This is a genomic window from Amycolatopsis sp. NPDC049159, assembly GCF_040648295.1.
GTDB lineage: Bacteria > Actinomycetota > Actinomycetes > Mycobacteriales > Pseudonocardiaceae > Amycolatopsis > Amycolatopsis pretoriensis_A.
Window position 1 is genome coordinate 102,380 of the sequence record NZ_JBEZDL010000030.1, and the last position, 7,226, is coordinate 109,605.

The following is a 7,226-nucleotide window of genomic DNA, read 5'->3' on the forward strand; positions in this document are numbered from 1 at the left end:
GGCGCCTCGGCGGCGCCCCGACGGCCCGATCACGGGTGAGGAAGCAACGTGGTTTAGGCCCGAAAGGGTGAAGGCCTGGCGAACGGCCGCCTTGACACGCTCGCCCGTCATTCATACATTCGTCGTCACTTTGTATGAATGACGGGAGTTGATCCGCATGCGGCTCGGCCGGACCGCCGTCGTCCTGGGTGGCAGTGCCGCCGGTCTCTGCACCGCCGGTGCCCTCGCGCCCTTCTTCGGGCGCGTGCTCGTACTGGAGCGCGACCGGCTGCCGGCCGGAGCGGAACACCGGCGCGGGGTGCCGCAGAGCAAGCACCCGCACTTCCTCCTGAACTCGGGGCGGCGGGCGATCGGCGCGCTCTTCCCCGGCTTCGAAGCCGACCTGATCGCGGCGGGCGGGCTGCACCTGATGCCGTCCATGGACGCCGCCTACCTCGACGGCGAGGGCTGGTCGGCGCGCAAGCGCAGCTCGATGACCATGATCTACGGCTCGCGGATCCTCATCGAACGCGTGCTGCGCGACAAGGTGCGCGAACTGCCCAACGTCGTCATCCGCGAAGGGACCACGGCCGGTGGACTGACCTTCGAAAACGGGGCGGTGACCGGGGTCGACGCCGGCGGCGAGCACCTCGACGCCGATTTCGTCGTCGACGCGGCGGGCCGCGGCTCCCCGGTGGCCGGCTGGCTGACCGCGGCCGGGTGGCCCGCGCCCGCGACGCAGACCCTCGACGCCAAGGTCACCTACACCTCACGCTGGTACGACCTGCCCGCCGAGCGCCCGGCGTCCTGGTGGTGGCGGCACCTGGTGATCATGCCGACGCCGGACAAGGGCGACCACCCGGCCGAGCACGACTTCCTGGTCAACTTCTTCCCCGTCGAGGGCAACCGGGTCATCGCCTGCATGGGTTCGTGGGGCCTGGAAATGCCCCGCACCACCGACGCGTTCGCCGAGGTGGCCCGCCGGGTGCGGACGCCCTTGTTCGCCGCCGCGATGGACCGGTGCGAGCCGGCGTCCGAAGTGCACCTCACCCGGTCGACCGGCAACAAGTGGCGCCGCTACGACCGCCTGCGCACACTCCCGCGCAGCCTGGCGTTCGTCGGCGACGCCATCTGCGCGTTCAACCCCTTCTACGCGCAGGGCATCAGCTCCGCGGCGGGCTCGGCGCTGCTCCTGCGTGAACACCTTTCCCGCGCCGACCGGCTCGACGCGGGCTTCGGCAAGCGCTTCCTCGCCGCGCAGCGCAAAGCGCTCCAGGTGCCGTGGCGGCTCGCGATGGCCCGGGACCAGGGCTACGCGTGCGCCGAGGGCACCGAGCGGCCGCCCGAGTGGAAGCGCCGGATCCTCGCGGCCGTGTCGGCGCCGGCGTTCAGCCTGATCGTCGGCGCGGCCCGGGAGGACGACGTCGTCGACGAGCACTTCGCCAAGGTGTTCAACCTCGACGAGTCGCTGGGGGACATGCTGCGCAACCCGCGCGTGCTGGCGGGGCTCGTGCGCTACCGCGTCCGCGCGGCCCTCGGGCGGCACCGGGTGCCGTTCGGGTTCGACCCGCGCGCCGAGCCGCCGGCCACGGACTATTCGACGGCGACCGCGCGATGAGCCCGGCGTGCGGACCGGACGCCGAGGCCGTCACCCGCGGGCTCGGCTTCGACTGCCACGACGTCTCGCCGGTGGTGTCGGTCCGCTCCCCGTGGGACCTCGCGAACTGGACGCTGCCGGTGCTCGAACTGCTGATCGTCGCCGGCGCCGTCTTCGCGCTGGTGCACGCCGTGCGCCGGTACCGCGCGGGTGACCCGGTCAACCTGGCGCTGTGGTGCGCTTCCCTGGTCTACCTGTTCGTCACCGAACCGCCGCTGTACTTCCCGGAGTGGTTCGGGCTCGACGAGCTGTACGGCTTCATCTTCGCCCACAACCGGTTCACCGTGCAGTTCATGGGGGACCGGCTGCCGCTCTACATCGTGGCGTTCTACCCGGCGTTCAGCCAGCTCGCGTACGAGGTCGTGCGGTCGCTCGGGATCTTCCGGCGCGGCGCGCTGCGCGGAGCGGTGGCCGTCGCCTTCGTGTGCCAGGTGTTCTACGAGGTCTTCGACCAGATCGGGCCGCCGCTGAAGTGGTGGGCCTGGAACCCCGGCAACGCCATCGTGAACCACCCGGCGCTGGCGACCGTGCCGATGACCAGCATGCTGCTGTTCGCTTCGGTGTCGATGGCCGCGATGACGTACCTGGTCGTGCGGCTGAAGGGCCGCGCCGCGTTCTTGCTGGCCGGCGTGCTGACCCCGTTCGCCATGGTGATCGCGGGCCTCCCGGCGAGCGTTTTCCAGGGGAACTCCCCGGCGCAGGCCTGGATCCTCGGCGTCGAGCTGGCAGCGGTCTGGCTGGCCGGCGGCTGGATCGTCGCCACCTGCCGGCCGGCCGAGCCGGTGTCCGCCTTCGCGCGGATCTACCCGGCCGCCTACCTGGGCGTCCTGGCGGTCATCTGGCTCTCCGCGCTCCACGAGGTCCCGCTCGAAAGCGGGCTCTACGCGCTCGCCTGCTTCGTCGCGGCCGGGTTGGTGCTGGCCGCGCTGCACCGGGCCCGCCGCCCTGCCCCGGCGTGACCGGGTGCGGTCGGGGAAGATGACGGGCATGGGGCACCACGGATGGCGGGGCAACCCGCCCGGCACGGAGGACGAGGCCCGCCGCCGGATCGTCGAAGCGGCGACGGCGTGCCTCGACCGCGTGGGACCGGCCAAGACGAGCCTGTCCGACGTCGCCGCCGAAGCGGGCGTGACCCGGCAGACCGTCTACCGCTACTTCCCGAGCCTGAAGGACATCCTGCGCGCGGTCGGGCTGGCCGGGGTCGAGGAGTTCGCCGGGCGGATGGAACGCCACCTGGCCACGTTCGGCACCGCCACCGAGGCCGCGGTGGAATCGGTGGTGTGGGCGGTCCGGACGGTCCCCGCCGAGCCCCACCTCGGCCTCCTCCTGCAGGCGGGTGAGGCCGACTTCTTCACCGACGGCGTCATCTCGCCGCTCGCGTTCTCGTTCGGCACGCGCATCCTGCGCAACCTCCCGGTCGACTGGGCGGCGGCGGGCGTCACGACCGAGGAAGACCTCCGCGGCCTCGCCGAGATCCTGATGCGGCTCTTCATGTCGTTCCTGCAGTACCCGACGACCCCGCCCCCGGCGGACGACGAGCTGCGGGCCCTCGTCCGCCGCTGGCTCGGCCCCGCCCTCGGCGGCTAGCGTCAGGGCTTCTTCGGCGGCTTCTGGTACGGCTTCGTCGCGCCGGTCTCCGCGTTGTGCTCGGTGACCTGGATGCCCTGCTCCTCGAGCTTCTTGTACTCGATCGCGTCGAAGATGTTGTCCGGGCGCCGGTACGGGTAGATGTCGCCGTCCGGGTTGGGGATGCCCGTGCTCGTCTGGGCGCCCGGCTTGTCGGGGAAGACGACGTGGGTGTCGGCGTTCGAGTTCTTCGCGAACGTCTCCGACGCGTGGTCCCACTTCTCCTTGACGAAGGTCTTCTGGTCCAGGTTGGACGTTCCGTGGTCGCCGTGCGACCAGTAGCCCTGGCCCGGGTCCTTCATCATCTTGTCGTCGACCCAGCCGGGCATCTTCAGGTGGTTGTCGGCGACCAGCCCTTCGAGGGTGTTGCCGCCGTGCTGCTTGGCGACCGAGTTGGCCTTGAACTCGATCGAGCCCAGGTACGGGTCGTCCGGGGCGCCGTGGCCCTTCTTGTAGCCGCCGGACCAGAAGAAGTGCTTGTCCGCCTTCATCATGTCGTCCAGCTTCGGCTTGAACGCCTCCCACTCCTCGCGCGTCATGCGGTTGACGTCGACGCCGAGGTCGGGCCGCTTCGACGGCGGCGGCTTCAGGTCCGGGTGCTCGTCGAAGTCGTCCGGGCGGGGCCGCTTCTTCGTCGGCGGCCCGGTCTTGCCGCAGGTGCCGACGAGGCCGAGCGGGTCGCCGGTGAGCAGCGGCTCGGCGACGTAGCCCGCCGGGTCGGGGGCGGCCGCGAGGCCGAGCGGGTCCTGGCTGAGGTAGCGCGCGGTTCCGGGGTCGTAGTAGCGGAACACGTTGTAGTGCAGGCCGGTTTCCTCGTCGCGGTGCTGACCGGGGAACGCCAGCGGCACGGCCCCGGTGTCGGCGCCCGGCAGCGGCGCGCCCCAGAACGCGCTGCGGTCGCGCCAGGTCACCGCACCCCGCTCGTCCAGCAGCTCGGTCGGCGTGCCGGCCGGGGTCGTGATCACGCAGCGGAACCGCTCGCCGGCCGCGGTCCGCTCGACCTGCACGACCGGGTGACCGTCGCCGGGGTGGCGCTCCCACGTCAGGGTCCGGCGCGAGCCGTCCGCACCGAACTCGACGCGCTCCACGAGATCGAAGCCGCTCCAGAGGAAGCGCGTGTCGCCGGCGAGCTCGGGTTCGCCGCCGTCGCCGGTGACCCAGCGGCGCTTGGCGAACCGGCGGCCGAGCGGGTCGTAGTGGTACGTCCAGCGCGCGCCGTCCGGCGTGCGCACACCGCGCAGCCGGTCCAGCCCGTCCCACGAGTACGTCCACGACCGGCCACCGCGCGAGCGCACGGTGACGCGGCCCTGCGCGTCGCCGGTGTAGCGGATTTCGCCCGTGATGAGCCGGCCCGCGGCGTCGCGGGTGAACCGCTCGGCGCCCCCGGGCCCGTGCGCCTCGCTGACGCGGCCCGCGGCGTCGAAGTCGAGCCGCCACGGCCGGGTGGCGTCCCCGACCGCGGCGAGCCTGCCGTCGGGCCGGTAGCCGTACGTGCGCTGCCCGACGCCCGCGATCTCTTCCGCGGCGACGCGGTCCTCGACGCAGAACCGCCGTCGCAGCACCACTTCGCCGTCGACGCTGCGGGTGACCTCGCGCCCGGCCGCGTCGTGCTCGAACCCGACGTCGTGCCCGGCGATCCGCAGCGACCGCGGCAGCCCATCGCCGTCGAAGCGCCACTCACTGTCCACACCGGACGAAGTGCGGCGGCGGAGGACGGTCTCGTCGTGGTCCCAGGCGACGCCGAGCCCGTTGACCGTCTCGGCGATCAGCCGGCCCCGCCGGTCGCGGACGAACTCCACGCGCGCTTCGGCGTTCTCGGCCAGCGACAGCCGCCCGAGCGCGTCGTAGGCGTAGCGGGTGATGTCCTCGGCCGTGCGCCGTTCGACGACGTTGCCGAGCAGGTCGTAGGTGAACTCGGTGACCTCGCCGAGGCCGTTGGTCAGCCGCCGCAGCTGCCCGGCCTCGTCGTAGCCGAAGGTCAGCCGGCGGCCGTCGTAGTCGGTCTCGGCGACCAGGCGCCCGGCGGGGTCGTAGGCGTAGCGCCAGGTCCGGCCGGCCGGGTTCGTCACCGACGTGAGCCGCAGTTCGCCGTCGTAGGTGTACGTCGTGCGCGCGCCGGTCGCGTCGATGTCCGCCACCGGCAGCCCGAACGCGCCGTAGCGGCGGCGCCACACGCCCCCGGCCGCGTCGCGGTGCTCGACGACCTGCCCTTCGGCGTCGTGCAACCAGGTTTCCCGGTCGCCGTGCGGGCCGATCCGCCAGGCGCGGCGGCCCTCGGCCGTCCAGCCGAGCCGGGCGGCGCCGCCGGACGCGGTGTGCACGAGCTGGGGTCTGCCGAACAGGTCGCGGTCGCCGGGGCGCACCGACGCGTCGGTCACCGGCGCGTCGCCGAGCGGGTCGGGCGCCGCACCCGGCCCGGCCGAGACCGCCGCGCCCGGCAGCACGGTGAACGGATCGGCCGCGGGCACCACCCGCTGCACGGCGGCGTCCCCCTCGCCGACCCGCAGGCGCACCTCGCCCTCGGCGGCGGGCGCCGTGCGGACGACGGAGCCGTCGGGCCGGATGACCGTCGCCAGTTCGCCGTCCCGGTAGTCGTACCGGGTTTCGCGGCCCAGTTCGTCCACCTGGGACAGCAGCTGGTCGTAGCGGCTCCACGTGTACCGGCGGGAGTTCCCGAGCGGGTCGGTCCGGCCGATGAGCTGTCCGGCGTCGTTGAGCCGGTAGGTCCAGGTGTGGCCGAGCGCGTCGGTGTGCCGGGTGGTGCCGGGCGAGTAGGCGAACGCCGCGTTGTAGAAGCCGTTCGCCCCGACGGCGCGGACGCAGCGGCCCTCGGCGTCGTAGACGTAGCGGTACCAGGTGCCGGTGCGGTCCCGCCAGCCGACGAGCCGGTGCTCGTAGTCGTAGTCCAGCGTCATCGGGCGGCCCGCGAAGTCCGCGACGGTGGTCAGCTGCCCGAGCCGGTTGTAGCCGAACCGGACCAGCGGCGCGGCCTCGGGCGCGCCGAGCGCGACCACACGGCCGCCGTCCGTCCCGATCCGGAGCTCGACGCCGTCGTCGCGGCGCAGCGCGGCGGGCGTTCCGTCGGCGGCGTAGGCGATCTCGGTGCGGCTGCCGTTCCGCTCGATCGCCGCGAGCCGCCCGTCGTCGCCGAAGTGCAGTTCGCCGTCGCCGGCGGACAGCCGGTAACCGCCGGGGGAGCGGTGCAGCGGCAGGCGCGGGCCTTCCAGCGGCAGCACGGGATCGCCGGCGGGCACCGGGTAGACGAGGACCATGCCGTCCTCGGCGTAGAACCGGACCGCCGCGGGACCGAACGCCAGCCGCTGGTCCAAAGTGGACGCCCACGACCGGCCGAACCACCGGCCCGCCCGGTAGGCCGAGAGGTGTGTGCGCGACAGTTCCAGATCGCCCGCGTCGCCCGGCAGGACGAGGTCGACCTGGGTCATCACGACCTCGCCGGTCGCGATGTCCACGGGGTCACCGCAGTAGGTCTTGCTGTCCGACGGCTGGGCCCGGTCGCGTGGGCCGTCCCCCTTCGGCTCGCCCTTGGGGTCGCCCTTCGGCTTGCCGCCGGCCGCCGGCGTCTCGACCTTCGGCGGGGGCGGGCTGACCGGCGGATCGTTCTTGGGCGGCGCCTCCGGCTTGGGCGGCGGGTCGGTCTTGGGCGGGGTGTCGGGCCCCTTGGCACCGGAAGTGTGGGTCCCGTCGTCGGGCTTGCCGTTCGGCCCCTCACCGCCTTTGCCGTGGGGCCCGTCGATGCCCTTCGGGTTGCCGTTGATGTCCGCGTGCTTCGGCGCGGGTGCGGCCTTACCCGGCTTGATGTTCTTCAACGCCTTCGCCGCATCCGCGAACAAATCCCCCGCCCGCTTCAGCAACGGCACCAACGCCTTCAACGCCGTGACCAGCCGCTTCACCAGATCCGCGATCTTCGACGCCGTCTTCGCCACCGCACCGATCACCTGCGGCA

The 7,226-nt window shown here is 73.0% G+C and carries 4 protein-coding genes; 3 read left to right on the forward strand and 1 reads right to left on the reverse strand.

The features are described from left to right. The first annotated feature begins 157 nt into the window (after positions 1 to 157). From AB0B33_RS41095 to AB0B33_RS41105, 3 genes are read left to right on the forward strand one after another with little or no spacing between them, the layout of a single operon-like run. The gene (locus AB0B33_RS41095; protein WP_360782175.1) at positions 158 to 1,597 is read left to right on the forward strand and encodes a hypothetical protein; all 1,440 of its coding nucleotides are present in this window, start codon (positions 158 to 160) and stop codon (positions 1,595 to 1,597) included. Then, positions 1,594 to 2,595, forward strand: coding sequence for a hypothetical protein (locus AB0B33_RS41100; RefSeq protein WP_360782177.1), 1,002 nt, complete (start codon positions 1,594 to 1,596; stop codon positions 2,593 to 2,595). Before AB0B33_RS41095 ends, AB0B33_RS41100 begins: the two co-directional genes overlap by 4 nt. A gap of 28 nt (positions 2,596 to 2,623) precedes the next feature. Then, on the forward strand, positions 2,624 to 3,223 hold the full coding sequence (locus AB0B33_RS41105; RefSeq protein WP_360782179.1) for a TetR/AcrR family transcriptional regulator: 600 nt from the start codon (positions 2,624 to 2,626) through the stop codon (positions 3,221 to 3,223). Between the two features lie 2 nt (positions 3,224 to 3,225). Here the strand turns inward: AB0B33_RS41105 and AB0B33_RS41110 are convergent. Further along, a partial coding sequence (locus tag AB0B33_RS41110; RefSeq protein WP_360782181.1) for a DUF6531 domain-containing protein occupies positions 3,226 to 7,226 on the reverse strand: 4,001 nt, incomplete at its 5' end.